Annotated in this window: 1 protein-coding gene; it reads left to right on the top strand. The window is 28.5% G+C overall.

Translation table 11 applies throughout. The features are described 5' to 3' along the window. On the top strand, positions 1-379 hold a 379-nt coding region (locus AC1DJR_RS33940; RefSeq protein WP_477004668.1), incomplete at both ends, for a histidine kinase dimerization/phospho-acceptor domain-containing protein.

The raw sequence follows: 379 nt of genomic DNA, 5'->3' as shown, positions 1-379 counted from the left end.
TACTCCATTAGGGGAATTGGCTAAAGAAATTAATAACATAGCAAAGCAATTAAAAATATCTATTGAAGAAGAACGTTTAATAGAACAGACAAAAAAAGATTTGATTACAAATGTTTCACATGATTTACGGACACCGTTGACCTCAATTGTAGGATATTTAACCTATATTCATCAAGATAAATATAGGGATGAAATAGAATTACGTTATTTTATAGAGATTGTATATGATAAGGTTTTAAGACTAACTAATCTGATAAATGATCTATTTGAATATACACGTTTTCAAAACAAAGGGACTCACTTAGAAAAAACTAAAATCGATATCATTGAAATGCTTGAACAATTAGTAGTGCAATTTCGGTTTGAAATAAAGCAGGCC

It is taken from the genome of Bacillus sp. 05T31, assembly GCF_056396725.1.
The sequence above is the reverse complement of the archived record's forward strand: the minus strand, read 5'-3'. Positions and strand labels throughout refer to the sequence as shown.